At 40.4% G+C, this 24895-nt stretch carries 27 protein-coding genes and 2 tRNA genes; 11 read left to right on the top strand and 18 right to left on the bottom strand.

The window, feature by feature from the left end:
• Positions 1–56 precede the first annotated feature (56 nt).
• Both C7B62_RS06025 and C7B62_RS06020 read left to right on the top strand, forming a co-directional pair.
• Positions 57–767 carry a class I SAM-dependent methyltransferase gene (locus C7B62_RS06025; protein WP_106233715.1) on the top strand — a complete coding sequence of 237 codons (711 nt, stop codon included), beginning with the start codon at positions 57–59 and terminating at the stop codon, positions 765–767.
• 54 nt (positions 768–821) lie between these two features.
• Positions 822–2927 (top strand): TIGR00300 family protein, encoded by a 2106-nt coding sequence (locus C7B62_RS06020; RefSeq protein ID WP_106233714.1) that lies wholly within the window; start codon positions 822–824, stop codon positions 2925–2927.
• A gap of 121 nt (positions 2928–3048) precedes the next feature.
• Here the strand turns inward: C7B62_RS06020 and C7B62_RS27075 are convergent, their stop codons facing one another.
• The 15 genes from C7B62_RS27075 to C7B62_RS05950 all read right to left on the bottom strand — a co-directional run bounded on the left by C7B62_RS27075 (position 3049) and on the right by C7B62_RS05950 (position 13480).
• Positions 3049–3519, bottom strand: coding sequence for a GNAT family N-acetyltransferase (locus C7B62_RS27075; protein ID WP_158260635.1), 471 nt, complete (start codon positions 3517–3519; stop codon positions 3049–3051).
• Positions 3520–3879: 360 nt separating this feature from the next.
• Entirely contained in the window at positions 3880–4482 is a 603-nt protein-coding gene (locus C7B62_RS06010) for an HAD family phosphatase (RefSeq protein ID WP_106233712.1), read from the bottom strand.
• 148 nt (positions 4483–4630) lie between these two features.
• Positions 4631–4703, bottom strand: a tRNA-Ala gene (locus C7B62_RS06005).
• 53 nt (positions 4704–4756) lie between these two features.
• Complete coding sequence (locus tag C7B62_RS06000; RefSeq protein WP_106233711.1) at positions 4757–4939, bottom strand: hypothetical protein; 183 nt, start codon at positions 4937–4939, stop codon at positions 4757–4759.
• A 96-nt stretch (positions 4940–5035) separates the two neighbouring features.
• Complete coding sequence (hisF, locus tag C7B62_RS05995; RefSeq protein WP_106233710.1) at positions 5036–5806, bottom strand: imidazole glycerol phosphate synthase subunit HisF; 771 nt, start codon at positions 5804–5806, stop codon at positions 5036–5038.
• 263 nt (positions 5807–6069) lie between these two features.
• Positions 6070–6408 carry a ribulose bisphosphate carboxylase small subunit gene (locus C7B62_RS05990; RefSeq protein WP_106233709.1) on the bottom strand — a complete coding sequence of 113 codons (339 nt, stop codon included), beginning with the start codon at positions 6406–6408 and terminating at the stop codon, positions 6070–6072.
• A gap of 24 nt (positions 6409–6432) precedes the next feature.
• Positions 6433–6837, bottom strand: a complete 405-nt coding sequence (locus C7B62_RS05985) for a chaperonin family protein RbcX (RefSeq protein ID WP_106233708.1) — start codon at positions 6835–6837, stop codon at positions 6433–6435.
• 103 nt (positions 6838–6940) lie between these two features.
• Positions 6941–8356, bottom strand: coding sequence for a form I ribulose bisphosphate carboxylase large subunit (locus C7B62_RS05980; protein ID WP_106233707.1), 1416 nt, complete (start codon positions 8354–8356; stop codon positions 6941–6943).
• Positions 8346–8495 carry a hypothetical protein gene (locus C7B62_RS25610; RefSeq protein ID WP_158260634.1) on the bottom strand — a complete coding sequence of 50 codons (150 nt, stop codon included), beginning with the start codon at positions 8493–8495 and terminating at the stop codon, positions 8346–8348. Before C7B62_RS25610 ends, C7B62_RS05980 begins: the two co-directional genes overlap by 11 nt.
• Positions 8496–9007: 512 nt before the next feature.
• Positions 9008–9673 carry a hypothetical protein gene (locus tag C7B62_RS05975; RefSeq protein ID WP_106233706.1) on the bottom strand — a complete coding sequence of 222 codons (666 nt, stop codon included), beginning with the start codon at positions 9671–9673 and terminating at the stop codon, positions 9008–9010.
• A 99-nt stretch (positions 9674–9772) separates the two neighbouring features.
• Positions 9773–11863 (bottom strand): ribulose bisphosphate carboxylase small subunit, encoded by a 2091-nt coding sequence (locus tag C7B62_RS05970; RefSeq protein ID WP_106233705.1) that lies wholly within the window; start codon positions 11861–11863, stop codon positions 9773–9775.
• A 130-nt stretch (positions 11864–11993) separates the two neighbouring features.
• Positions 11994–12302, bottom strand: coding sequence for a EutN/CcmL family microcompartment protein (locus C7B62_RS05965; RefSeq protein WP_106233704.1), 309 nt, complete (start codon positions 12300–12302; stop codon positions 11994–11996).
• Positions 12303–12323: 21 nt separating this feature from the next.
• Positions 12324–12662 carry a carbon dioxide-concentrating mechanism protein CcmK gene (locus C7B62_RS05960; protein ID WP_096721604.1) on the bottom strand — a complete coding sequence of 113 codons (339 nt, stop codon included), beginning with the start codon at positions 12660–12662 and terminating at the stop codon, positions 12324–12326.
• Positions 12663–12755: 93 nt separating this feature from the next.
• Positions 12756–13067, bottom strand: a complete 312-nt coding sequence (locus tag C7B62_RS05955) for a carbon dioxide-concentrating mechanism protein CcmK (protein WP_019504424.1) — start codon at positions 13065–13067, stop codon at positions 12756–12758.
• A gap of 101 nt (positions 13068–13168) precedes the next feature.
• Positions 13169–13480: a carbon dioxide-concentrating mechanism protein CcmK gene (locus C7B62_RS05950; protein ID WP_106233703.1), complete on the bottom strand. Its 312-nt coding sequence runs from the start codon at positions 13478–13480 to the stop codon at positions 13169–13171.
• Between the two features lie 666 nt (positions 13481–14146).
• Here C7B62_RS05950 and C7B62_RS05945 point away from each other — a divergent pair.
• The 4 genes from C7B62_RS05945 to C7B62_RS05930 all read left to right on the top strand — a co-directional run bounded on the left by C7B62_RS05945 (position 14147) and on the right by C7B62_RS05930 (position 19866).
• Positions 14147–16042 carry an NAD(P)H-quinone oxidoreductase subunit F gene (locus C7B62_RS05945; RefSeq protein WP_106233702.1) on the top strand — a complete coding sequence of 632 codons (1896 nt, stop codon included), beginning with the start codon at positions 14147–14149 and terminating at the stop codon, positions 16040–16042.
• Between the two features lie 70 nt (positions 16043–16112).
• Positions 16113–17564 carry an NADH-quinone oxidoreductase subunit M gene (locus C7B62_RS05940; RefSeq protein ID WP_106233701.1) on the top strand — a complete coding sequence of 484 codons (1452 nt, stop codon included), beginning with the start codon at positions 16113–16115 and terminating at the stop codon, positions 17562–17564.
• Positions 17565–17639: 75 nt separating this feature from the next.
• Positions 17640–18806, top strand: a complete 1167-nt coding sequence (locus tag C7B62_RS05935) for a CO2 hydration protein (RefSeq protein ID WP_106233700.1) — start codon at positions 17640–17642, stop codon at positions 18804–18806.
• A 418-nt stretch (positions 18807–19224) separates the two neighbouring features.
• A complete protein-coding gene (locus C7B62_RS05930) occupies positions 19225–19866 on the top strand; it encodes a response regulator transcription factor (protein ID WP_106233699.1) in 642 nt (213 codons plus the stop codon).
• Positions 19867–19960: 94 nt separating this feature from the next.
• On the opposite strand, the gene C7B62_RS05925 is transcribed toward C7B62_RS05930, so the two are convergent.
• A complete protein-coding gene (locus tag C7B62_RS05925; RefSeq protein ID WP_106233698.1) occupies positions 19961–20209 on the bottom strand; it encodes a hypothetical protein in 249 nt (82 codons plus the stop codon).
• A gap of 307 nt (positions 20210–20516) precedes the next feature.
• Entirely contained in the window at positions 20517–20681 is a 165-nt protein-coding gene (locus C7B62_RS05920) for a metallothionein (protein ID WP_106233697.1), read from the bottom strand.
• A gap of 154 nt (positions 20682–20835) precedes the next feature.
• Here C7B62_RS05920 and C7B62_RS05915 point away from each other — a divergent pair.
• From C7B62_RS05915 to surE, 5 genes are all read left to right on the top strand, one after another.
• Positions 20836–20908: transfer RNA gene (locus C7B62_RS05915), tRNA-Phe, on the top strand.
• Positions 20909–20998: 90 nt separating this feature from the next.
• Positions 20999–21337, top strand: a complete 339-nt coding sequence (locus C7B62_RS05910; RefSeq protein ID WP_106233696.1) for a P-II family nitrogen regulator — start codon at positions 20999–21001, stop codon at positions 21335–21337.
• A gap of 86 nt (positions 21338–21423) precedes the next feature.
• Positions 21424–21984, top strand: a complete 561-nt coding sequence (locus tag C7B62_RS05905) for a sterol desaturase (RefSeq protein WP_106233730.1) — start codon at positions 21424–21426, stop codon at positions 21982–21984.
• 107 nt (positions 21985–22091) lie between these two features.
• Entirely contained in the window at positions 22092–22694 is a 603-nt protein-coding gene (locus C7B62_RS05900; RefSeq protein WP_106233695.1) for a Crp/Fnr family transcriptional regulator, read from the top strand.
• 116 nt (positions 22695–22810) lie between these two features.
• Positions 22811–23611 carry a 5'/3'-nucleotidase SurE gene (surE, locus tag C7B62_RS05895; protein ID WP_106233694.1) on the top strand — a complete coding sequence of 267 codons (801 nt, stop codon included), beginning with the start codon at positions 22811–22813 and terminating at the stop codon, positions 23609–23611.
• 113 nt (positions 23612–23724) lie between these two features.
• Here the strand turns inward: surE and C7B62_RS05890 are convergent, their stop codons facing one another.
• Positions 23725–24600 carry a glycosyltransferase family 2 protein gene (locus C7B62_RS05890; protein WP_106233693.1) on the bottom strand — a complete coding sequence of 292 codons (876 nt, stop codon included), beginning with the start codon at positions 24598–24600 and terminating at the stop codon, positions 23725–23727.
• Between the last annotated feature and the right edge of the window lie 295 nt (positions 24601–24895).

Genomic DNA, 24895 nt, shown 5'->3' with positions numbered 1-24895 from the left:
GATAATTCAGGTCTGATAGAGTCCAACGTGCAATCGATTTTGGCTAAGATACAGATATGACAGAGGCAAAAATTGAATTTGATCGCGAGCGCGCTAGTCAATACGATCTTGATATCCGTAAATCGATTCCAGGCTATGAGTCTCTCCATGGAATGACACAGAGTTTATTACAAACTAGCCTCAGTAAATCGGCAAGGCTGTTGATTGTTGGTTCGGGTACGGGGATGGAGTTGGTTAATTACTCAAAGCCTAATCCAGAATGGTTCTTAACGGGTGTCGATCCTGCCTCAGAGATGATGGCGATCGCTCAAGCAGAACTTACTGCTCAAGGGTTACAAAAGCGAGTTAATTTACATACGGGTTATGTAAATAGCTTACCTGAAACCGAACCGATGGATGCAGCTACCCTAATGTTAGTGATGCATTTTCTGACTGATGATGGAGCTAAATTACAGCTATTACAAGACATTACTCAACGTCTAAAGCCTGGCGCAAAATTTATCCTTGCCGATATTTATGGGGATCGATCAGCGTCTTACTTTAGTCAATTTACTAAAGCTTGGCAGGTTCTTTATTTTAGTCAGTTAGATGATGAAACTAGAACCAAAGCAGAAGCCAAATTTCAGACTTCTATTAGTAACTCAATCCACTTTGTCACCGAAGCCAGAATCATCGAACTGCTAGAGGCTGCTGGATTTAGTCAGATCGCCAAGTTTTACAATGCTTTCTTATTTGGGGGTTGGATTGCTCAATACACTGGTAGCTAATGCTTAATTCTTAAACTGTTTGATCTTTTTTACCTACTCACACATAAAATCGATATGACTGAACCAATTCGCATCTTAATGTGCGCTCCCGATCACTACGATGTAGACTACGTGATCAATCCTTGGATGGAAGGCAATATTCATAAATCTTCCCGTGACAAGGCGGTAGAACAATGGTCAAAACTAAATTTTGTCCTGAATGACATTGCCCAGGTAGATCTAGTTCAAGGACAACCAGGTGTTCCCGATATGGTATTTACCGCCAATGCGGGGTTGGTATTAGGAGATAATGCAGTTCTTAGTCGTTTTTACCATCCCGAACGTCAGGGAGAAGAACCCTATTTTAAACAGTGGTTTGAAGACAATGGTTTTAACGTCTTTGAACTACCTCAAGACTTACCCTTTGAAGGTGCAGGAGATGCATTACTCGACCGTGAAGGACGATGGTTATGGGCGGGCTATGGTTTCCGTTCTGAATTAGATTCTCATCCTTATCTAGCTAAGTGGTTAGATATTGAAGTTTTATCCCTGCGTTTAATTGACGATCGCTTTTACCATTTAGACACCTGTTTCTGTCCGCTGTCAGGAGGCTATCTACTTTACTATCCTGGGGCGTTTGACTCCTATTCCAATCACATCATCGAAGGACGTGTCCCAGCCGAGAAGCGTATTGCGATCGCCGAAACAGATGCGATTAATTTTGCCTGTAATTCTGTCAACGTTGGGCAGTCGGTAGTGATGAATAAGGCGAGTGATAGTCTTAAACAACGTTTAGCTGATGTTGGCTTTGAAGTAATTGAAACTCCTCTCACTGAATTTCTCAAAGCTGGTGGTGCAGCTAAATGTCTCACCCTGAGAATTAATGAGCCTGTATTGCCAGATGTTCATGCCAGTACCCCCGTAGAAAGCCGTGTACTGCACATGGAAGGACATCTTTTGGATGCAGGGATTATGAATCGTTCTCTAGACCTGGTAGTAGACAATGGCGGTAGCTTTAAAGTTTTGAACTTTAACCTGGGTGTAGAAAGACAAAGTACCTCTAGTGCAGAAGTGCGCGTATCAGCCCCTGACCATGAAGTGATGGAAAAAATCATGACTCAGTTGATTGAACTGGGCGCGGTTACTGCTAACCAGGAGGTGGATAATGCGATCGTGGAAACCTGCGATCTCGATGGAGTCGCCCCCGATGACTTCTATGTCAGCAATATCTATCCCACCGAAGTCAAGATTAGTGGTCAATGGATTCGAGTCCAAAAGCAACGCATGGATGGGGCAATTGTCATTAGTGACGGTAGCCATGGCGTAACAGCAGAATGTCGCATTCTTAGGGATTTAAAGCAGGGCGATCGCGTTGTAGTCGGCGTAGAAGGGATTCGTACTGTGCGGAAAAAGTCCAATCGAGAACTAAAAGCCAAAGAAGAATTTAGCTTCATGGGTGCGGGGGTATCTAGTGAAAGGAGAGTTGAATTAGTAGTTGAGCAGATCGCTTGGGAACTACGCCAAATTCGCGATCGCGGTGGCAAAGTTGTCGTGACAGCAGGCCCTGTGGTCATCCATACAGGAGGCGCAAAACACCTTTCTCGCTTGATACGGGACGGTTATGTTCAAGGCTTACTAGGGGGAAATGCGATCGCCGTTCATGACATAGAACAATCTCTGATGGGTACTTCCCTGGGTGTGGATATGCAAAAAGGCACTCCTGTGCGTGGGGGACACCGCCACCATTTAAAAGTAATCAATACAGTACGACGTTACGGCAGTATTGCTCAAGCAGTTAACGCGGGAGTAATTACCCACGGCATTATGTATGAGTGCGTTAAGCATAATATTCCCTTTGCCCTAGCTGGTTCAATTCGCGATGATGGCCCTTTACCCGATACCCAAATGGATCTAATTAAGGCTCAGTCAGAATATGCCCAACTTTTAGAAGGAACAGACATGATCCTGATGTTATCTACCATGCTGCACTCTATCGGCGTGGGGAATATGACCCCTGCGGGCGTAAAAATGGTCTGTGTGGATATTAATCCTGCGGTGGTCACCAAGTTAAGCGATCGCGGGTCAGTAGAGTCAGTCGGTGTAGTCACAGATGTCGGCTTATTCCTCAGTTTGTTGGTCAATCAACTAGACAAGCTAACTAGTCCTTATCACCAGGTTTAAATTTAAATCTGAATTTAGGTACAGGCGATCGCTTAAGTAATTGTTAACGACCCTGTTCAACGGCGGCAGACAACCTTGAACTGTAACCAAGATTCTCAAACTGCCCGTTGCAACAGGCTTGTTATACAGCCGTAGATTTAGAGTCAGTTATTCTAAGATGTTTCTTCATTGGAACTGCTCTATCTTCATCCAGAAATCCAACTGATTCATAACCGAGCTTAGTGTAGAAGCTGACAGCATCCGGACTCGATCCTAGTCTCGCGCACGTATACCCACGTCTCAAGATTTCCATTTCAAGACTGTCCATAATTATACGACCAATACCTCTGCGACACCATGATGAGCAAACGTATAGTCCAGTAATACAATCGTCGGAACTACTCCCCCAACCGATATTGTCTTCTTCAAAACTGGCAATAACGACATGACCAGCAGTAATGCGATCTTGGTAGTAATTAGGTGATCGCTTGTCTGCCCAAGCCTGACGATCACTTAAACTAGCCTCAGATGGAACTCCAAGAATGGAATCTCGACGAATCGCATAGATGAAGGTAAGGTCATCTAAACCTGCTGTGCGGAGTTTGATTCTCACAAATTCACTCCATCTCTTTATGAAAGAATTCCGTATAACTATTTATTATACGGAAACTTTCTGTATAATCCCCCTGTGTGGAATGTTATCCCGAATGATTCTTTATATTCACCTTCTGTTTTTGTATCCCCTCCAAAATCTCGATTCCGTCCGCTGATGCGCCATATTATGATGCCGCGATCGCCCAACTTCAAACTGTTCCTTAAGATACGCGCTAGCGAAGCTTAACAAAGTTATCGCTTTTTCCAACTCATAACAACTAAACTTTAAACTGAGCGATCCGAAGGCTAGGCGTAAGCCTAATCGCTCTTATACAAATCGTTAACATTTAGCCGCTCAATCTGGAACTGCTTATGTCTCTTAAATTTTAGGTCGCAACAGGACACGCACATCAATTGATCGCATTCTTGCACGACGAGCTGCTTCTAAACCTCCATCGCTATCTTCATAAACAATACAGTCTTGAGGAGCAACCCCCAATCTCTGAGCTGCAAGCAAGAATATATCTGGCTCAGGTTTTCCTCTTTCCACATCATCAATGCTCACAACAACATCAAAAAACTTGCGTAAGCTGATATTGTTAAGTGTCGCCTCAAGTACAATTCTTTCTCCACCTGAAGCAACCCCCATCGGCATTTTTCCGTAATGACTATGAACAATTTCTGCAACTGCTCGAACTTCTTTTACTGTATTAATTAGTGATTGATAGTGCTTTTGTCTTTTAGCAATGACTGATGCCGAATCAAATTGATACCCAAATAAGTTTTTAAGGATTTGGAGCATCTCCTCGGCAGAAGTGCCACAGTATTTGTAGTACCAATCTTTAGAAATGTCTGCTCCTACTGCTTGTAGCGCTGCCGACCATGTTTGGAAGTGAACAGGCAATGTATCGGCTAGAGTACCGTCACAGTCAAAGATTAATGCTTTGTAAGGTGGAATTGGAGCAATTGAAGACAAGCTCATACTTTTAAGTCATTTAACACTGTTTTCATAATAGTCATAAGAGCGATCGCCTTTTCCAACTCACAATAACTAAACTTAAAACTGGGCATATAGCTTAGTGAGCTATTATAGTTGCCAAAAGTTTATATGGTAAGCCTTAAGGCAAGGATGGAGCATAGCGGATTCGAACCGCTGACATCTTGCATGCCATGCAAGCACTCTACCAACTGAGCTAATGCCCCCTTAACAAGACAATATTATCACAATTCATTTATCTGACTCACTGTAGATAAATTTAAACAAGACGACCTAAACAACTGTTGATGATAAAATAAACTACCAACATGGCTGCTGCGGATGCCCCGACTAAAGTTCCAGCGAGCATTAGAGAAAATTCTTGCCGTTCCAAAGCTGATTGCATTAAGTGCAACGACCATGCCACTAGGGCAACATCAAATATGAGAATTGGAATCAGCATACTTTACGAAATGTAAACATGTATCTATCTTAATATACAAATTTTAGTTTTTGATAAGTAGTCTAATTAATTTAAGCTTTGCTCAAGATTAGAAGTTTAAATCATTCTGATGGGAATTTTATGTTCCTGTAAATATAATTTAATTTCTTGAACGCTTAACTGACCAAAATGCAGTAAGGATGCTAATAAAGCGGCTTCGGCTTTGCCCTCCTCAAAGGCTTCTAGGATATGTTGGCAGTTCCCCGCGCCACCAGAGGCAATTACTGGAATTTCCACCTGTTCGGCAATAGTTCGAGTCAGTTTTAAATCATATCCTGCTTGAGTTCCATCAGCGTCCATACTAGTTACGAGTAATTCTCCAGCTCCTCTTTGAGCCATTTCTGTGGCCCAGGCGATCGCATCTATGCCCGTATTTTTCCGTCCTCCACGCACATAGACATCCCATCCAGGATTATGAGGATCGATCCGTTTACGAGCATCAATTGCGACGACAATACACTGTTTGCCAAAGCGATCGCTGGCTCGATTAATTAACTCTGGGTGGCGAACTGCTGCTGAGTTAATGCTCACCTTATCTGCACCAGCTCGTAACAAAATTTTAATATTTTCTAAGGATTGAATTCCTCCACCAACAGTCAAAGGAATAAAAACTTGTTCGGCAGTGCGATACACGACATCAACAATTGTTCCTCGATCTTCGTGGGTAGCAGTAATATCTAGAAATACTAGTTCATCTGCTCCTGCGTCATTGTACACTTTAGCTAGTTCTACAGGATCTCCCGCATCTTTAAGATCGACAAAATTAACCCCTTTCACCACTCGCCCAGCATTTACATCAAGACAAGGTAAGATTCGTTTAGCAAGCATAGTTTAGTTAGTAGTTGAGCAAAATATTTGTGGCGTTAAAATTTAACAGATCAATTGATAGATATTTTCAAGGCGATCGCAAACTATCACCATTTAGTCTAGCAAAAGGATAGCAATTTCTTAAATTCAGAATTTTCCTGCTACTACCACAAGAAAAAAGGACGACACTAGCATCGACAGCTAGAATCATCCCTAATTCTTTATTAGCGATTGGTCAAATACACCAGCATCTAAACATCACTAACAATTAAGTTCTCTATTTCTTAATAACGAGATTGGGTGTTAGGTTTGTAAACAATAAAGCTAACAGTTTGACATTGCTTGATGTTGTCAAAACCAACCACTCGAATGTAGCAGTCAGAGTATTCAGAACGGCACTCGCGCACTTCGTTTAATACTTCTTGAGAACTACGAGCATCAAATAAAGGCAGTTTCCATAAAGTCCAGTGATGCAGCTTAGGAGTAGGATCTTTTTCAAATTCCACACCAGGAATATAACCTTGATCGATCATAAAATCGATTTGTTTGGCAATCTGCTGATCTGTTAAAGGTGGTAAAAATGAAAGGGTTTCGTAACGACGCTCTTTAGGTAAAGTTTTCATGTTTTCTTTTTCTGTATATATGTTCTAATCAGAATCTTCGGTTTCTTCCGTTGCCTCAGAAGCATCTTGATTTATTGTTTCTGAAGACGTTTGAGTAAGACGTTCCAAAAGATGACGGCGATGGGCTAAATTACTCTCTTTAATTCCAGCAGTGACCATTTCTGGTAAAAATTCTAGAGTTTGCTCTGCTATATCAGCGCGTACAGTCATGATCCGTAAAGCTAATTCTTTACCTCTATGCTCGGACATAATCTCCTGAATATAGGTTTCGGCATCTCGCAACTTTCCTCCCGAAGAATACTGTCTAAGCCAGATAGATTCTTGAGGATTAGTTTCAGCCAATTGAGCAATAACTAGCTGCACCGCTTTAAAGGTCAAATAGTTTTGGACAACTTTTGCCGTCTCTTTGGCAATATCTTGAGGTTGCATTTAGTTTTGATAGTTATTCTGAGATTTTAAACTCGATCCAATTTAGTTCCTCATTTTTAATCCCAGAATCAACTACTTGTTATTCACAAACTATGCTCTAAATTTAGAGAGTATCTACTGCATCAAACTCGAACTTGATTTCTTTCCAAAGTTCACAAGCAGCAGCCAACTCAGGACTCCAACGACAAGCTTCGCGGATAACATCATTACCTTCACGAGCTAGGCTACGTCCTTCGTTACGAGCTTGAACACAAGCTTCTAAAGCAACACGGTTAGCAGTTGCACCAGGGGCATTACCCCAAGGGTGTCCTAAAGTACCACCACCAAACTGAAGACAAGAATCATCTCCAAAGATTTCCACCAGTGCAGGCATGTGCCATACGTGGATACCACCAGAAGCGACAGGCATGACTCCAGGAAGAGAAGCCCAATCTTGAGTGAAGAAGTTACCGCGAGAGCGATCTTCCTCTACATAGTCTTCACGCATTTGGTCAACAAAACCTAGAGTGATATCGCGTTCACCTTCAAGTTTACCAACCACAGTACCTGAGTGGAGGTGGTCACCACCAGACAGACGCAAACATTTAGCCAAAACGCGGAAGTGAATACCGTGATTTCTTTGACGGTCAATTACAGCGTGCATTGCGCGGTGAATGTGGAGTAAGACACCGTTACGACGACACCATTTAGACAAAGTAGTGTTAGCAGTAAAACCACCAGTCAGGAAGTCATGCATAACGATAGGAGTACCAATTTCTTTGGCAAACTCAGCACGTTCCATCATGTCTTCACAAGTAGCAGCAGTCACGTTTAAATAGTGACCTTTTACTTCATTTGTTTCCGCTTGAGATTTCTCAATGGCTTCTTGAACAAATAAGAAGCGATCGCGCCAACGCATGAAAGGCTGTGAGTTAATGTTTTCATCATCTTTGGTGAAATCTAGACCACCACGAAGACATTCATATACTGCACGACCGTAGTTCTTAGCCGATAGACCTAACTTGGGCTTAATGGTACAACCCAATAAAGGACGACCATATTTGTTTAACAAGTCTCTTTCCACAGTTATCCCGTGAGGAGGTCCTTGGAAAGTTTTAAGTAAAGCTACAGGGAAACGAATATCCTCTAAACGTAGCGCCCGTAAAGCTTTGAAGCCAAATACGTTACCTACCAAAGAAGTTAGAATGTTGGTTACAGAACCTTCTTCAAACAAGTCCATGGGGTAAGCAACAAAACAGAAGTATTGATTATCTTCACCAGGAACAGGCTCAACTTCATAACAACGACCTTTATAGCGATCGAGATCGGTTAAACCATCTGTCCATACTGTTGTCCATGTACCAGTAGAAGATTCTGCAGCTACCGCAGCAGCACACTCTTCAGCAGGAACACCAGGTTGGGGTGTCATCCGAAAACAAGCCAAAAGGTCTGTATCCTTGGGTGTATAGTCTGGGGTGTAGTAAGTTAGTCGATAGTCTTGTACACCAGCCTTAAATCCAGCACCTGTCTTAGTTGCCATCTTTGGTCATTCCTCCATAAATAAAACGCTTAATTTTTACTTTCCCTATAGAGCCACTCGTTACGGCAGACTGATAGCCATACCATGCGAAGGTTTTTGAATTAAGACTAAATCTTGCTCCGATCAAACCCCAGTCCATTCATTAAAATCTAGATCTCACAAGATCGGCAGATAAAAATTAATAGGTGACTCTATAATACCGTTAAAAAAAATCAGTAGAAAGATGTTTTGCAGTCTTAAAAAAACCGTTGCTATAAATAGCAGAGTAAGCTATTTTTCTTCAGTAATTTCTTATCTTCATAGAATATCATGAATGTTAATACTTGGTCAGTATTTTTAGCTCTGTTTTGATTGGTTTATTTTTTATAAAGCATAAAATAAACTAATCATTTTTTCATGATAATCCCGAAAATTAAGAATTATTAATATTTTCTTTATTTGGTTGCTTACAAGATACTCTGTCGAAGCTTAAATTTAAGACCATAAGTATTTTTACTCATCTATTTTTAATTAGATATCTTCTGAATTTGATTAATAGTTGCTTAAACAAAAAAACCAACACAAATAACTATTTGTATCGGCTATCTAAGGCAAAAGAAATGTGTCAGTATTTCTCGTAGATTCGGCATATATTTGATCTTTAGGCGAATTTTATGGGCTTTGAGAACCAGAATGAGGAGTTTTATTGTGAGGAAAGAGAGTGATTAAAAGTTCATTAATATAAAGCTGACCGACTACCGGTTTTTTATTCTGGTTAAGAGGATTTTGAGTTGCCGTTTCAACTGGAGTAACCGAAGGTAAATCTGGAACGTAATTAGAATTTTGAACTGACTGATGCTTCGGTTTATCTACGCTATCAGACTTGCTATTAGACTTGACCCCGATGTGATTGGCGTTTTTGCTATTTTTGCTATTTTTGCTTGATTGAGTTTCTGATTGCTCATGGCTATTTTTTTCTGCCTGACGAGAACCATCACCGATAATCGAGCCAGGTTCAACCACAATCATTGCCGCTACATCTGATTGAAAAATAGTGGTTGAAGTACCAATACAACAATTACTCCCAATCTTACTCGCTCCAATAATCAGTACTCCAGCACCTAAAATCGCTCCACTACCTATTTTAACCGAACCTTGAGCCGCGTTAATAATTGCTCCCATGCCAATGCAAGCATCTGCACCTACAACAATTTTATGATCGGGCGCAGCTTGTAAGATTACGCCTGAAGCCAAAGATGCCGTAGGATGAATCTCAACATCGCCACTTATGCGGATATCTTTATTTAAACTAGGTTGTGGAGGTGGGAGATAAATCATGGAGAAAAATAAATTTGTTGATGAAGGTTGGAGCGGTATGTATCTAGACAGTAACCGCTTCCTAACCCGCGATCGCGATCGCGCCACCTCTAAATTGGCTTATGGTCGCTGAATAATGGTTTCTGCCACTCTTCTTTTGCTTTTAGGATCGATTCCCAACAAACGGACGTACTCACCATGGTGTTCGGCTAAACAAACGTTTAAAGAAGCAACTACATCCAACTCATTGCGACTATCCATAGGAGCGCAGCTTTGCCAAGATTTAGTTTTAAAACGTCTTTTGTCTGCGTGTTCTGTGCCAATTTTATAGCCAGCAGCTAGCAAAGAGCGTACTTCTTGAACAGCTTCGTTACTAAGAAGTTTTTGACTGAAGTCGTTATAGTGAGCGGGACGACCATTTTTACTATTGTCGTTAGTATAGTCAGCTACAAAGTAGCCTCGATCCTTGACATTACTATTACCGTTTCTATTACCGTTTCTGCTGCCATTGGCTTTGCCGTTGGCTTGAGGATTATCACCAGGTCTTTGGATGATAGTTTCAGCAACCCTGCGTCTAGCTTGAGAATCGATGCCCAACATTCGCACATATTCGCCAGAATGTTCCTTTAAACAATCTTCTAAGGCAGCAATAACATTTGATTCGCGGTTACTTTCAATAGGAGAACAGCTTTTCCAAGATTTGGTTCTAAAACGTCGTTTGTCGGCGTGTTCTGAGCCAATTTGATAACCAGCAGCCAGCAAAGAGCGAATTTCTTGAATTACCTCTGAATCTAAACTACTGCTATTACCGTTACTGCTGTAACTAGCTTTGCCACCATTACCATTGCTATAGTTAGAGCCAGAATAACTTCTAGAAGACTGTACAGGAGTTTCTCCAGGACGCTGCACAATTATTTCAGCCATTCTTCTTTTGACATGGTTATCAGCAGCAACAATGCGAACATATTCGTTAGGATATTCCGCTATAGTTTTCTCAATAGCATCAAATACCTTGTTGCTAGAACCTGCAACTTGCCCAACCGTTAGCCAGGATTTGGTTTTAAAACGACGTTTGCTAGCACGCTCGATACCAATACTACAGCCTTGGGAAACCAAGCTATCGATCTGTTGAGAAACGTCACCGTTGAGGCTGCCGCTATGATTACTTTGGCTAGAGCGGTTTCTGCCACTGCGGTTGTGCCCTCTATTGTGATTGGCAACATTTCTGACTGTTCCTTCACCTGGATTGTCGCCTGGTCGCTGAACAACCATCTCCACTACTCTTCTATTGGCTCTGGGGTCTACGCCAATTAATCTAACGAATTCTCCTTGGTATTCACGGAGTACAGAATCCAATTCAGCCATTATTTGGCTTTCATTGCGGCTTTCAATTTTTTCGCCAGTTAGCCATGATTTAGTTTTAAACCGACGTTGGTTAGCATGTTCGGTGCTGATGATGCAGCCTTGCGCTAGCAGCGATCGCACTTGGGTTTTAATATCTGAACTTAAACTCATATTACTTACTGAATTTGTATATTCACTCTGGTCATTAATATCGTAATTGGGCGCTGCATCTGTTCCTTTCGATACTTTATATACTTGAGGATTAACGCAAGCCTCATCATCGGCACAGCGATACCCAGCTAAAAGAGCTTCATTAATTTCGACTACATGGTTGGCAAAATCGCGATCGCTATCAATTACATTTGGAAGGCGTTCTGCCTGTTGCTGATTGACAATCACTGCTCCTGACGGAACATACTTCCCAGGAGGAATATCCACATCTTGAATTAAGGCGTGCATCATGATAATACAGCCATTCCCCACCTTGGCATTAAACACAGTGGAGCGAAAACCAATAAAGCATTCATCCCCAATGTAAGCTGGCCCATGAATGAGTGCCATATGGGTAATGCAGGTGTTCTTGCCAATCCAGACGGAGTATTCTTGGTTATCATCACCAACTACTCGACCCTGTTCTAGACCATGAATTACAACACCATCTTGAATATTGCTGCTTTCTCCAATGAAAAAAGGCGTTCCCTCATCGGCTCGAATAGAACTACCTGGAGCAACAAAAACGTTCGCGCCAATTCGCACATCACCAATTAAACGAGAGAAAGAATGCACGTAAGCAGTCTTATCCACTGTGGGTGTTGCTAAATTGTTTGACCACGGAGTCGGGGGAGCCGCCTTGGTGCGGGCTGCCATTGTCTCAATTCCTCCTAAACTAAAACTAATTTTACGAGCGAACCTACTGATGTTTCGTCAGCCAAGAAACGCGCGAAATGACTATCTATTAAATCGATGTCGATATAACTGTATTTTATGCCAATTGTCTTTATGACAGTCTTTCAGCTTCTTTTTTACTGTACAGGGCATTGCGCTCGACGTTGACCGTATCAATAATGCCAACGATGGTAGCATCAAGGGGTTTTGATTCTTGACCTGCCTCAATTCTGGCCGCGCTACCGCGACTAACTAAGACCCATTCACTCACACCAGCACCAATTAAGTCCCCAGCAACTTCATATTTTGGCAGAAGCTGCCCCTCTTCATCAATATATTGGACTAGAAGCAATTTAATCCCTCTCATACTGGGAACTTTATGTGTGCTAACTACCGTGCCGCGAACTTGAGCTATCTGCATACCATGTTGCCTAAACTAATTTTATGGTCTTCTTAAAGGACGAGGATTAACGCTTTCTCTAAACTGCTCAACAGCTTCGGTGTAGCGAATCGGCAGTACATATTCAAGGTTTTCGTGAGGGCGAGCAATGATATGAGTAGACAATACTTGACCACCGTTTACTCGACTAACATTTTCAGTACCCGCTGATACAGATGCCTGGACTTCCGACACATCGCCACGAACGATTACTGTCACGCGACCTGTACCGATTTTTTCGTATCCGACTAGAGTGACACGGGCTGCTTTTACCATCGCATCTGCTGCTTCTACCACCGCTGGGAAACCTAATGTTTCGATCATTCCAACTGCAATTGACATAATTTTTTCTCCTGATTTTTTTTAAGAATGTTCCGCCTTGGCGGAACATGGTCATTTAATTGCCTAATTTACTATTAATTTTTTAATAATCTATTAATAGGTGCGGAACTGCTCTACTTCTTCGGTATAGCGAATCGGCAGTACATATTCGAGGTTTTCGTGAGGACGAGCAATGATATGAGTAGACAATACTTGACCACCATTTACTCTAGTTACATTCTCTGTACCTGCGGCAACGGAAGCCTGGACTTCCGACACATCGCCACGAACGATTACTGTCACACGACCTGTGCCAATTTTTTCGTATCCGACTAGAGTGACACGGGCTGCTTTCACCATCGCATCGGCTGCTTCTACCACCGCTGGGAAACCTAATGTTTCGATCATTCCAACTGCAATTGACATAATTTTTTCTCCTTTACAGCTAGTTTAGTTTACTAGCTACATTTTGCTAAATTGACTAAGTGTTTTAAGTATTGTGATTACTAATTTGAGTTGCTAACTGATTAGTAGGAGCGAAATTGTTCTACTTCTTCGGTGTAGCGAATTGGTAGCACATATTCGAGGTTTTCGTGAGGACGAGCAATGATGTGAGTAGAAAGCACTTGACCACCATTGACCCTTTTAACATTTTCGATCCCTGCTGCTACAGAAGCTTGGACTTCAGATACATCGCCGCGAACAATTACTGTCACGCGACCTGTACCAATCTTTTCGTATCCTACTAGAGTGACACGGGCTGCTTTCACCATCGCATCGGCTGCCTCTACTACTGCTGGAAATCCCAGAGTTTCAATCATTCCAACCGCAATTGACATTTTTTTTCCTCTTCAAACCAAATATACACACAACAAACATGTCTGACAGTTGGGGTAAGAAATTTACGAAGTCAGAGGAAGACCCGTCGTTTTAAGGCGGGGTCTCTTTGACCTTGCCAACTAGCCGTGCTTTATGACTCTACTCCTCAATGTGGCTTGCTCAACCCAACCTGAAATGATGCCTAGAAAACTACAAACTGTATCAGTATAATTAACTATTTTTCTTTCAAGGTTGGACATAAAGATTGCTAAACCACATCATTAAAAAAATAAATCATTGGGTAGCAACAAACAAGCCCATGCTGATTTATTTACTCCTATGATCAAGCATAAGTAACCATGACTCCTTTGACAATATAAAACATGATTATATTTTTTAATTTGATTGTTAATGAGAATTAATACCTGTTTTAAAAAGCAACATAATATTTGATAGCTAATTGTGCATCTTAGTGGTAATGGTGTTTTTTATAATTTATTTATAAGTAACAGTCTGCACCAAGAATAAGTAGGGGTTAAATTTAAAAAAATTAGCGACCTAATAGCTGATAAAATAAGCTTTTAAGAAAAAAACAATCTTACGCTTGACCTGAGACGAATTAGCAGTAGCCAGTTTTAAGATTCACCATTATAAATTTTGGCATAGTAAATTATTAAACAGTTTGGATGACCGACTTTTTATTAGAAAACTTTTGGATTATACCTATATATAGCTTAATAGGTGCATTAATAACTTTGCCTTGGTCTTTAGGCATTGTGCGCCAAACAGGACCTCGTCCAGCAGCATATATTAATATCCTCATGACGATAGTGGGTTTTATCCACAGCTCAATTATTTTCAATTTAATCTGGAGCAGACCAGCACAACAGCTGGTTTTTCATTGGCTACAGGTGGCAGATTTAGATTTAACCCTGTCCTTTGAACTGTCTCCTGTCAGCTTTGGGGCATTGGAAGTGGTAGCAGGCATTAGTCTGCTGGTGCAGATATATGCCCTAGGCTATATGGAAAAAGACTGGTCTTTAGCACGCTTTTTTGCCCTGATGGGGTTTTTTGAAGCCGCATTAGCAGGTTTGGCTATTAGTGATGGTTTGCTGTTAAGCTACTGTCTTTTGGAAGCTTTAACCCTTTCAACCTATCTTCTAGTAGGTTTTTGGTATGCCCAGCCTTTAGTGGTCACTGCTGCTAGGGATGCTTTTTTGACTAAGCGAGTCGGCGATATTCTACTTTTAATGGGCATAGTAGCTCTTTCTACTTACGGAGAAGGACTAAGTTTTTCTCAGCTAGATACGTGGGTAGAAGTAAATCAGCTAGATTCTACCGTGGCGGCATTTCTAGGTTTAGCTTTGATTGCTGGACCAATCGGCAAATGCGCGCAATTTCCGCTAAATTTATGGCTTGATGAAGCTATGGAAGGTCCTAATCCCGCAGGAATCATGCGGAATTCCATTGTGGTATCGGCGGGAGCTTATGTTTTGATTAAGTTAGAACCTGTGACGACCCTCTCTCCAGTTTCTGCCTACGGATTGATTATTGTGGGGTCAATTACCGCCATTGGGACATCTTTAATGGCGATCGCCCAAATAGATATCAAACGAGCTTTGTCTCACTCCACTAGCGCCTATATGGGTTTGGTCTTTATTGCCGTAGGTTTAAGACAGGTAGATATCGCTTTCTTACTCTTGTTTAGTCATGCGATCGCTAAAGCACTACTATTTATGAGTGCGGGGTCAGTTATTTTAACCACCAATAATCAAAACGTTACGGAAATGGGTGGCTTATGGTCAAGAATGCCCGCCACTAGTCTATCTTTTCTGGTTGGTGCAGCAGGACTAATTGCTTTTTCTCCTTTAGGAATGTTCTGGACATATCATCGTTGGTTTAGTGGCTCTTGGGATGTAGATTGGTGGCTACTGCTACTGGTCATGTTTGTTAATGTTTTTTCCGCGATTAACCTAACGCGACTATTTAGAGTTATTTTTCTGGGTCCACCTAAAGTCAAAAGTCGTCGTGCGCCTGAAGTTCCCTGGCAAATGTCAGTGCCGATGGTATCTCTGATGATGGTTACTTTAATTATCGCCTTTGCTCCTATAGAGTGGCCGCTGTGGTTAAGTCCCAATAGACCTTTGGTGCTAGCGCAGCCAGAATTGATTACCCAGTATGCAACACCTTTATTAATTGTCTCTGGTGCGTTGGGGTGCATTATCGGTTCGACGATCAAGGTTCGTAAAGCCTGGGCGCGATCGAGCAACCTTACTTTGCGCTTTTTCCAAGATTTATTGGCTTATGATTTTTATATCGACAAGCTATATGAGCTGACGGTTATTGCTGCGGTATCCAATCTGGCTAAATTAACCTCTTGGCTAGACCGTTACATAGTAGATGGAGCGGTTAATTTTGTTAGTTTAGCCACTATTTTTAGTAGTAATGCTCTCAAGTACAACACTTCTGGACAATCTCAGTTTTACATTGCCACGATCGTCATTGCTGTAGGATTGCTGTTGTGGTCGATGATCAATGGTCACTGGTCATTGGTTACAAATTATTGGTCGTCCATGATGTAACAGTTCTCATACTAATTAGCTTTAAACTGCAATTTTAAATTGATTTTATTAAATTCTTTGAGACAGCATCATGCTTAGTGCTTTAATTTTAATTCCTTGCTTGAGTGCAGCTATCATTGGTTTACTACCTGCAAAAGGTAATAGTCCTCGTAATCTGGCGATTGCTACAGCCCTCAGCGTTTTAGCTGTTAATCTAATTCTGGCTTTTCAGTTTGATTTTCAGCACAATGGTTTTCAGTTTGTTGAGGACATAGCCTGGATTGACTGGATTGGCTTAAACTATCACTTAGGAATTGATGGTCTTTCTTTTCCTCTGGTGCTGCTCAACAGTTTTTTGACCCTAATTGCCATCTCTAGCACCAATCCTCAGATTCAGCGACCTAAACTATACTACGCAATGTTGCTGCTACTCAGTGGTGGTGCTGCTGGGGCATTTTTAGCTCAAGACTTGCTGTTATTTTTTCTGTTTTATGAACTAGAAATTGTCCCTCTTTATTTCTTAATTGCGATCTGGGGTGGTCCTAAAAGAGGTTATGCAGCTATGAAATTTCTGCTCTATACTGCTCTTTCAGGAATTTTGGTCTTAGCTTCTTTTTTGGGGCTAGTTTGGGTAACAGAGGCGAACAATTTCGACTATCTATTTTTGCGATCGCATCATCTCCCTTTAGCCACTCAGCTATTACTCCTCGCGCCCTTACTGGTCGGGATTTTCATTAAAATTCCGATTTTTCCTTTCCATACTTGGTTGCCTGATGCTCATGTTCAAGCATCTACTCCAATTTCTGTCTTACTAGCAGGAGTACTTTTAAAGCTAGGTACTTATGCACTCTTGCGTTTTGCTGTTGGTTTATTCTTTGATGGTTGGTTATATCTTGCCCCTTGGTTAGCGATTTTAGCTGCCATTAGTGCTTTGTATGGAGCTTCTTGTGCGATCGCGCAAAAAGATATGAAAAAAGTAGTAGCTTATTCTTCCGTATCTCACATGGGTTATATCCTCCTGGCAGCCAGCGCTACAACTCGTCTCAGTATGAGCGCTGCTATATTTCAAATGGTGAGTCATGGCTTAATCTCTGCTTTTCTGTTTCTCTTGGTAGGGATGGTCTATAAAAAGACAGGTTCACGAGATGTTGACTTTCTTAGGGGTTTGCTCAACCCAGAAAAAGGACTTCCTGTTACGGGAGGCATGATGATTTTGGGGGTCATGGCAAGTTCTGGATTGCCAGGCATGGTGGGTTTTATCTCCGAATTTCTCGTGTTTCGAGGCAGTTTTCCAATTTTTCCCATCCCAACTCTACTTTGCTTAGTGGCAACGGGTTTGACCGCCGTATATTTCCTGTTGGTAATCAACAAAGTGTTTTTTGGTCGTTTGACTGAAGGACTAGCGCAGATTCCCCCTGTAAAGTGGAAAGAACATGCTCCTGCCTTTGTCTTACTACTGCTGATCATCGCTTTTGGTCTTAAGCCAGACTGGGTGACTCACTGGAGCGAGGTTCAGGCGATCGCACTTTTGCCAGGTAGTTAAGCTATTAGTGTTTTTAATCTAATTTAAAATTCTCAATCTTAAATCTTCAATTCAATACTGTTTAGATCAATAACCATGGCTCGTATCTCCAAAAGCTCTAAATCCTTGCTGGTCGAGGAGTACATTACTAGACTCGAACAAGGATCTGCATTACTTGACGATTCTCCACAGAACTTGATTGAAGTTGTGGGCATACTCAAAAGCTATGGGGTAGTTTTGGATGCTTATTCCGTCAATTTAAACTATATTGCTGATACTCAATTTTTGAAGCTGTTTCCCTTCTTTAAATATTTCAACGGCAAGGTAAATGCCAATACCATAGCTAAATTTATTGCTCACGATCGCCTAAACTACGAATATGCTGAATATTGTATGAAAGCAATGTTTTGGCATGGTGGTGGGGGTGTCGATGCCTATCTTGATACGCCGGAATTTGCCACAGAAACAGAACGCCTGATTAAAGCCTACCATCGCTACAATCCATTGATGTTGGCGCTCCACAAAGCATTTCCTGACTTTATGTGCGAGCAAATGCGTCAAATGGCTTATTACAGTGCATTGGGTCAGTTTTGGCGGGTAATGAGCGATATCTTTATTAATTTGTCTGATAGTTATGAGAAAGGAAAAGTTAAATCCATTCCAGATGTAGTGCAGTTTGTGCTTGATGGTTTAGTTGCCGATGCAGCCCTCCCAATTACCTATACAGTTCATTTACGGGGTCAAGAATACAACATTATCCCCAAATCAGCAGGATTAACTTTTTTAATGGATACTGGTGTTCCTTACATAGAGGCGATCTTTTTTCGTGGCACTCCTTTTGCGGGAACTGTTTCTTATAATGCTCAAGCCTACGAAATTCCTTACGATCTAGGTATGTTTAACTACGGAGCGCTCTATGCCGATCCTCTGCCTATCGGGGGCGCTGGCATTCCCCCAACCTTATTAATGCAGGATATGCGCCATTTTCTCCCAGATTATCTCCGCCAACTTTATCAGGTCAAAAGTGTCCGTGGACTAGGAGATTTACGGGTACAAATTTGCGAAAGTTTTCAAAAATCAATGTTTTGCGTCACTACCGCTGCTGTCAAAGGATTAGCCCCCCATCCTCTTGATACCAATGACCCCGAAGAAAAGCTAGCTAATCGCAAATATTTGACCAGGTGGCTCAACCGAATTTTAGAATCTCAAATAATCAAGGTTAATAATGAGACTCAAGATCAGTCAGCATTAAGAGTTAAATAAGCGACAGTCATTTCAATTAATTTACGCAGGTTTATCTGTGATGGAAGTTCTAAAGGATAAAGCTTTAGATATATCCTTTAGAACTTCTGTGGAGGAAAGGGATTGTCTAGTTTAATAAAATGCAGTTTAAATGCATATCGGCTGAACCAGTTTGATTAAAGATTTTAAATAAAAATTAATGAGGTTTTAGATGAGTTTTATGAGGTTGAGTGGTTGAAAAATAATTAAGCTTGAACTTATGATAGTTTGAATTTTAAGTTAAATATAACCATACTATTATTCAACTATTATCTTGAATGTTTTAAGCACAAATACTTAACTGCATAAATTCATAACAACTTTCCTAAGCTAGATATACCCGATTATAAAATTATCACAATTAAATCTTGTCGACATTACAACTCTGGAGTTAATTATCATGATTCGCCTTTTACTCGTAGACGATCAAGAACTGGTTTGCCAAGGATTAAAGACAATGTTAAATCTAGAGCCAGATATAGAGGTAGTAGGAATTGCCAATAATGGTTGCATCGCTGTTCAACAAGTAGAGGCTCTCCAACCAGATGTTGTCTTAATGGATATTAGAATGCCTATTATGGATGGCAGAGAAGCAACAAGAATTATTGGTCAAAAATTTACCGATACCAAAGTTTTAGTTGTCAGCACTTTTGATGAAGATGACTATATTGCTCAGGCGATCAAAGCGGGGGCGAAAGGATATCTACTCAAAGACATGCCTGTTGACGAATTGGCTCAGTCGATTAGGCTAGTATACCGAGGATATAGCCAAATGGCACCTGGACTGATGGAAAAAATGCTGGATGGGGTCTTAGATTCCAGCGCAACTGAAACTGAAACAGATAGACCAGAACTAGAAGAGTTAACTCCCAGAGAAATCGAGGTATTAAATCTGGTTGGTACTGGCTGTACTAATCGGGAAATAGCACAAAAACTTTATATTGCTGAAGGTACAGTCAAAACTCATGTGACCCATATTCTCAACCGACTAAATCTACGCAATCGATCCCAGATAGCCATCTATGCTAATTCTGCTAGATAAAATTCTTGAACAGCTAAAAAATACATTTTTTCTACAAGTAAGTTACTTTCCCTAGCGCGCGACTACGAAATCCTGTTTGTGTTGCTTGGTTTGTCTACCATTGTAAAGTTCCTGCATTATCTCCCTGTTCTCGTTTAACTTTACTATCATTCTCAAACCATTGAATAATCTGGGTGTGAGTTAATTGAGAAATTTCTATTTGGTAATCTTGGGCAATCGACTGTAATAACCTTTGGGAGGAAATAGTCAGGCGAGTAAGAAACTTTTCGCTAGAAGAGAGTAACGCTGCATCGATCTCGGCTGATTCTTCAGGGGATAAGTATTGATCTGGTGTAATCGACATAATTAATTACTGATTGCTAATTATTAATTACTAATTCCCGAATAATTCAGTTTGTTTTTAGCTTAAAGTAGGCTGCATCAAATGTTAGGCTCTAACTAATGATGTTTGCCTGAAAGATTGAGATCTCCATCATTTAGATGTTTATTTGGCGTTGGTGAATCAAGGTATGAAAATTAGATTCATTTGCTTGATACACATTTGCTTTTAAGCTAACAGCTAATAGCTAATAGCTACGAACCGAAACACTTTATACGTCATACATCAAATTACCAACGCCGTTTATTTTATTGTGAATTTTTCAATCTAACTAACCGCAATTGCAGTCTGACATTTTACAGCTTTGATCGTCAACATGCCCATTGGCGCAAGCTTCACAACAATAATATTGATCGTTTTTTTTGATGGCATTCTCTAAAGAAATTTCGCAATTACAGCGATCGCAATCGCATTTTACTACAGTGGCGTTTGTCATAGTATTGCTTTAGTTCTCATTTGTAGATTACTTTTATTAATTTATTATAGTGTGAATATCTGTTCAGCTATAACAAGCAGCATAATTATTTTGCTCGTGGGGTTGCAAATTGGACATTCAGTCTGTTAAATTAATTGAGCGCCAAAAAACGTAAGCCAGGATAGCTCAGGTGGTAGAGCAATGGATTGAAAATCCATGTGTCCGCAGTTCAAGTCTGCGTCCCGGCATTCTATAGTTTCAATTAAGTGCCATTAGTGATTAATACGGTTTTTGGCACAAAACCCACAAATCCATACCTTAGATCCTTGAGGTGTAACTTGAAAAAAATTGAAGCTATCATTCATGTTCATAAACTGGAAGATGTTAAGTATCGTTTGATCTCCGCAGGAGTGATCGGGATGTCAATTTCAGAAGTTAAAGCCTATGGACATAGAAAAGGCATGACTACTCGCTACCGCGGTACGGAACGTAAAATTGATTTGACAACTAAAATTAAACTAGAAGCCGTTATTGAAGATGAAATAGCCGATTTGGCAGTGGAGCAAATATCTTTAGCAGCACGTACTGGAGAGATTGGCGACGGTAAAATTTTTGTCTCAAATATTGATGAAACAATTAGAATTAGAACCAATGAAACAGGAATAAATGCAATTTAATCCTGGAACAATCATAGTTTAAATATTTAATAAAATATTCTTAACTAATAACTAATAAGCTAACACCTGTATCCATGGAGTTAGCTATGTTTTTTGTGCAAACTATTGTTGTTACTATGTTATTGCTACTAATTGGTGATTTCTTATCTACTTTTTTCTACCATGTTCCCGAACACGTTTTTGGCAAATTTCATACTTTAGTTCATCATGGTAAAAACCGCAGCTTTATTCACTATGCGGTTTTAAGTCATAATCCGTTAGTAATTTTAGATGGCTTTTTAGGAGCTTTACCATACTTCATTTTTGTTCCTTTCGCCTGGAAAACTTCACCAACAGGAACGATTTTGGCGTTGATTCTGGGAGAATTACATGTAATTTGGCGACACGTTTCCATTATTAACTGGCAAACCCCCAAAGGAATCGCTTTTTGTTGCCGATTGCTGTTTATTACTACCCCAGAAAGACATTTGCAACATCATCAAAATGCTCAATTAGCCTATGGTGATATTTTCACTTTCTATCATCTTCCAGCGATCGCCTGGATGCAGTTTTTGCTCGATTTAAAGCAGAAATCTCGCCAGATTTCCAACACCTCTTCCAGTGAACAGCACCAATTAAAATTGAAAACTAAAAATTCACCTAAATAATTCTCAACACAGCACATTTTCAGCTTAACCCTCTCTTCACGCAATGTTTACTTTAACTATCTAAACTAAACGTTAAGATGGTTAATGAAGAATAACTCTTTAAAATTATGTTACTTAGCCAGACAAGCAGCTCCAGCTTAAAAACAAGAGAAAAAGAATTGCTGTTGCAGCATTATCATAAAGGAGATGAAATTTATGTTCAAAATTCAGAAATTTGGCAAGTATACCGTGGTGTAGTTCAGTTGAGCAGGATTCAGCCAGATGGGGGAGAGATAATTTCAGGCTGGATTACAGCAAATGGAGTTTTCGGTAATATTACTGAAAACCCTTCACTTTATCGTGCGTTAGCTTTAGGAGATGTTTATGCCAAGCGTTACTCTGCTCATGATCTGCTTGCATATCCGATGTTGGCAAGGCAGTTCTTAGCGCAGTTTAGCGATCGCTTGCTCAAGTCACAGCAATTATTGACTATTATCGCCACTAGCAAAGTTGAGGATCGCTTAAAAGATTTACTTTTATTCCTCAAACAAGAGATTGGACAATCGATGGAGGACGGTATTCGTTTGCCCGTTAGGTTTACTCATCAGCATCTGGCAGAGGCTATTCACACCACCAGAGTCACGGTTACGAGAATATTAGGAGATTTTCAAGAGCAAAATTTGGTTTATTTTGACCAAGATCGTCATATTGTCATTCAAAGTTTATCCTAGGGTAACAGTCTAATCAGCAACTAATATATTTAATTCAATCACCAGCGTTAGATTTGTTCAAGCTATTTTTTGGTATGGTTTGTAGCAATAACCAATTTTAATCGAGCGGGTAATTGATGAGCAATATCTTGATTAGTAACGATGACGGTATTTTTGCTTTAGGGATACGTACTCTAGCAAATACTTTAGCTCAAGCTGGTCATCAGGTAACGGTGGTCTGTCCAGATCGCGAGCGTTCGGCCACAGGACATGGTTTAACACTACATCAACCAATTAGAGCAAAAGAAGTTGAGTCAGTGTTTGATCGATCTGTGGTTGCCTGGTCATGTTCGGGAACTCCCGCAGACTGTGTTAAATTTGCTCTCAGTGCAGTTTTAGCAACCCGCCCCGATTTCGTTTTTTCAGGAATTAACCATGGACCCAATCTGGGTACGGATGTTTTGTATTCAGGTACGGTATCGGCGGCGATGGAAGGAGTCTTAGAAGGCATTACTAGTGTGGCATTTAGTCTTACCAGTTTTTCCTCTTTGGAGTTTCAGCCAGCAGCCGATTTTGCCGTCAAATTACTATCTCAGTTGACCAATAATTATCCCAAACCTCCATTACTCAGCGTTAATATTCCTGCGGTAGCAGCTTCAGAGATAGCGGGGGTATTAGTCACTCGTCAAGGTTTACGGCGCTATATTGAAAAGTTTGAGCAACGATTAGATCCCCGTGGCAAAAGTTATTACTGGTTGGAAGGAGAAATTGTGGAAGATATTGAACAACCAGAGGATATTAATCTGCCACCGCATATTTTGACTGATGTACAGGCAATTCGCGATCGCTATATTACCATTACTCCCTTGCAATACAATCTAACCGATGCAACCATTGTCAAGCATCTCTATGAGCAAGAGTTTTTCAATCAATATTAAACCAATATTAAATTAAGTAGGTAGGACAAATTAAAATTAACTGTGACTTCTGATTTGAAAAATAGATAAACCACCTATACAAACAGGATTTAGGATCAATTTTCCCTTTTATCCTATTGCGATAATCTTGTCTGCCAATAACTATAAATGCCGATTAGTTTGCCTAAACCTTGCTGTGGCTTGAATATTAAGAGCCTGAGCGTATTTAAAGACATACGAATATTAATTAAAACAAAAGTAGCTAAACTGCCATGTTTTTCAATATGAATTAGATAGCTTTTGGTTACGTGTTGATATTTAGTCAATAAATTGCGATCGCTAATGGCAGAAGTGTCATGAAAAACTTTGAGCAAGGAGGTTACAGCAATTTTATGCCCTTGTTGACCATAACGAAGGCAAAAATCTAAATCTTCGTAATACAAAAAATAACGAGGATCAAAACTGGGACATTGAGGAAAGTTAGCCAGATTGAGTAGTAAACTACAGCCACTTACCCAGTCGGTATGAAAATAGTCTTCTGTTAATTTAGGCAGTGAATCTAAAGTTGCTAAAGCAGCAGTACCAGGAGTAAATGTTCCCCCCGCTGTGGTTATTTCACCTGTACAATTGTAGACGATTGTACCTAAGATTGATATTTCAGGGTGCTGAGTAAAAAAAGCGATCGCCAGGCTAGTTGGAGATCTACCTGGATCTAAATCGACTAATGCTGAATCAAAATAGGCATCAGGATTAATTAACCAGACAACTGCTTGGCTATTTTGAGCATAAATCCAATTTAAACCCAAATTACAGGCTTTACCAAAGCCAAGATTATCTTGAGCCTCAATTACTTTTACCTTCTCACTTTGAAGCTGGAAAATTTTTCGATCACCAAGAGAATTATTAATAATAATTATTTGATATTCTCCAGAAGAATGAACGCTTAATGAATTAACTAAACGGCGAATCAACTCACTAGAGTTATAATTAACCACCAAAAAATAAAGCATGGTTCTTTTTACGTCTTTATAGCGATTTTAGGCAAAACAAGGCTCAATTTTTAGCAAATTAAATTTAAATAATGAAATTTTAAATTAAGTAGGTGGGTGGAGTTAAATATAAAATAATGGATTCTTATTTTTCTCCCCTATCGCCAGTACTCCACTACCTCACATCAGTGTTTAAATTAATTATGCCTAGTTACTTACCTGTCATCACCGTTTTATATTTAATCACACCGGTCTACTGACTATCCTTCTTTAGATAGATAGCTAATCTATGTAAATGTATGTATTTAGATAGAAG

It is taken from the genome of Pleurocapsa sp. CCALA 161 (assembly GCF_003003995.1).
Taxonomy (GTDB): Bacteria; Cyanobacteriota; Cyanobacteriia; order Cyanobacteriales; family Xenococcaceae; genus Waterburya.
The sequence above is the reverse complement of the archived record's forward strand: the minus strand, read 5'-3'. Positions and strand labels throughout refer to the sequence as shown.

What these genes read in the sequence shown, in the direction of transcription:
- C7B62_RS05955 (WP_019504424.1), bottom strand. Translation starts at nt 13,067, where the DNA reads ATGTCAATTGCAGTTGGAATGATCGAAACATTAGGTTTCCCAGCGGTG.
- C7B62_RS05890 (WP_106233693.1), bottom strand. Translation starts at nt 24,600, where the DNA reads ATGCTTTATTTTTTGGTGGTTAATTATAACTCTAGTGAGTTGATTCGC.
- C7B62_RS06000 (WP_106233711.1), bottom strand. Translation starts at nt 4,939, where the DNA reads ATGCTGATTCCAATTCTCATATTTGATGTTGCCCTAGTGGCATGGTCG.
- C7B62_RS05975 (WP_106233706.1), bottom strand. Translation starts at nt 9,673, where the DNA reads ATGATTTATCTCCCACCTCCACAACCTAGTTTAAATAAAGATATCCGC.
- C7B62_RS06025 (WP_106233715.1), top strand. Translation starts at nt 57, where the DNA reads ATGACAGAGGCAAAAATTGAATTTGATCGCGAGCGCGCTAGTCAATAC.
- C7B62_RS05945 (WP_106233702.1), top strand. Translation starts at nt 14,147, where the DNA reads ATGACCGACTTTTTATTAGAAAACTTTTGGATTATACCTATATATAGC.
- C7B62_RS05925 (WP_106233698.1), bottom strand. Translation starts at nt 20,209, where the DNA reads ATGTCGATTACACCAGATCAATACTTATCCCCTGAAGAATCAGCCGAG.
- C7B62_RS25610 (WP_158260634.1), bottom strand. Translation starts at nt 8,495, where the DNA reads ATGGACTGGGGTTTGATCGGAGCAAGATTTAGTCTTAATTCAAAAACC.
- C7B62_RS05935 (WP_106233700.1), top strand. Translation starts at nt 17,640, where the DNA reads ATGGCTCGTATCTCCAAAAGCTCTAAATCCTTGCTGGTCGAGGAGTAC.
- C7B62_RS06010 (WP_106233712.1), bottom strand. Translation starts at nt 4,482, where the DNA reads ATGAGCTTGTCTTCAATTGCTCCAATTCCACCTTACAAAGCATTAATC.
- hisF (WP_106233710.1), bottom strand. Translation starts at nt 5,806, where the DNA reads ATGCTTGCTAAACGAATCTTACCTTGTCTTGATGTAAATGCTGGGCGA.
- C7B62_RS05965 (WP_106233704.1), bottom strand. Translation starts at nt 12,302, where the DNA reads ATGCAGATAGCTCAAGTTCGCGGCACGGTAGTTAGCACACATAAAGTT.
- C7B62_RS05990 (WP_106233709.1), bottom strand. Translation starts at nt 6,408, where the DNA reads ATGAAAACTTTACCTAAAGAGCGTCGTTACGAAACCCTTTCATTTTTA.
- C7B62_RS05970 (WP_106233705.1), bottom strand. Translation starts at nt 11,863, where the DNA reads ATGGCAGCCCGCACCAAGGCGGCTCCCCCGACTCCGTGGTCAAACAAT.
- surE (WP_106233694.1), top strand. Translation starts at nt 22,811, where the DNA reads ATGAGCAATATCTTGATTAGTAACGATGACGGTATTTTTGCTTTAGGG.
- C7B62_RS05960 (WP_096721604.1), bottom strand. Translation starts at nt 12,662, where the DNA reads ATGTCAATTGCAGTTGGAATGATCGAAACATTAGGTTTCCCAGCGGTG.
- C7B62_RS05985 (WP_106233708.1), bottom strand. Translation starts at nt 6,837, where the DNA reads ATGCAACCTCAAGATATTGCCAAAGAGACGGCAAAAGTTGTCCAAAAC.
- C7B62_RS06020 (WP_106233714.1), top strand. Translation starts at nt 822, where the DNA reads ATGACTGAACCAATTCGCATCTTAATGTGCGCTCCCGATCACTACGAT.
- C7B62_RS05900 (WP_106233695.1), top strand. Translation starts at nt 22,092, where the DNA reads ATGTTACTTAGCCAGACAAGCAGCTCCAGCTTAAAAACAAGAGAAAAA.
- C7B62_RS05950 (WP_106233703.1), bottom strand. Translation starts at nt 13,480, where the DNA reads ATGTCAATTGCGGTTGGAATGATTGAAACTCTGGGATTTCCAGCAGTA.
- C7B62_RS05920 (WP_106233697.1), bottom strand. Translation starts at nt 20,681, where the DNA reads ATGACAAACGCCACTGTAGTAAAATGCGATTGCGATCGCTGTAATTGC.
- C7B62_RS05905 (WP_106233730.1), top strand. Translation starts at nt 21,424, where the DNA reads ATGTTTTTTGTGCAAACTATTGTTGTTACTATGTTATTGCTACTAATT.
- C7B62_RS05940 (WP_106233701.1), top strand. Translation starts at nt 16,113, where the DNA reads ATGCTTAGTGCTTTAATTTTAATTCCTTGCTTGAGTGCAGCTATCATT.
- C7B62_RS05980 (WP_106233707.1), bottom strand. Translation starts at nt 8,356, where the DNA reads ATGGCAACTAAGACAGGTGCTGGATTTAAGGCTGGTGTACAAGACTAT.
- C7B62_RS05930 (WP_106233699.1), top strand. Translation starts at nt 19,225, where the DNA reads ATGATTCGCCTTTTACTCGTAGACGATCAAGAACTGGTTTGCCAAGGA.